Genomic DNA, 452 nt, shown 5'->3' on the forward strand with positions numbered 1-452 from the left:
CGCCGCGGCTTCTTCACCACGGTCCTTGCGCAGGAAGGGAACCGTGGTGGTGTCGGGGGTGATCGCGGCTGTCATGGCCGAGAGCACGCCGTCCGGACCCAACTCCACGTACGCCGACACGTCTTGCTGAGCGAGCCATTCGACGCTGTCGCCGAAACGCACCGTCTCCCGGACGTGCTCCACCCAATACTCGGGCGTCGACACATCACCCCACGCCGCTACCGGAATACCGGGCGCCTCAAAAGTCAGGTTCTGGATCGCCGTGCGGAAGTCCTCCAGCATCGGCTCCATCAACGGCGAATGGAACGCATGCGAAACCCGCAGCCTCCGCGTGCGATGACCTTCCNTTCGGCGACTTCGGCCTCGACGCCCGCCACCACCACCGCCGACGGTCCGTTGACCGCCGCCAGGGAGACACCCTCCGTCAGCAACGGAACAACCTCGGCCTCGGC

General features: G+C 66.5%; 1 protein-coding gene. It reads right to left on the reverse strand.

Annotation, left to right across the window (positions count from 1 at the left end):
• On the reverse strand, window positions 1-282 hold a 282-nt coding region (locus AN218_RS38835), incomplete at its 3' end, for a hypothetical protein (RefSeq protein WP_171908546.1).
• Window positions 283-452: the final 170 nt, after the last annotated feature.

Source organism: Streptomyces nanshensis (assembly GCF_001751255.1).
In the GTDB taxonomy this organism is placed as follows: domain Bacteria; phylum Actinomycetota; class Actinomycetes; order Streptomycetales; family Streptomycetaceae; genus Streptomyces; species Streptomyces nanshensis_A.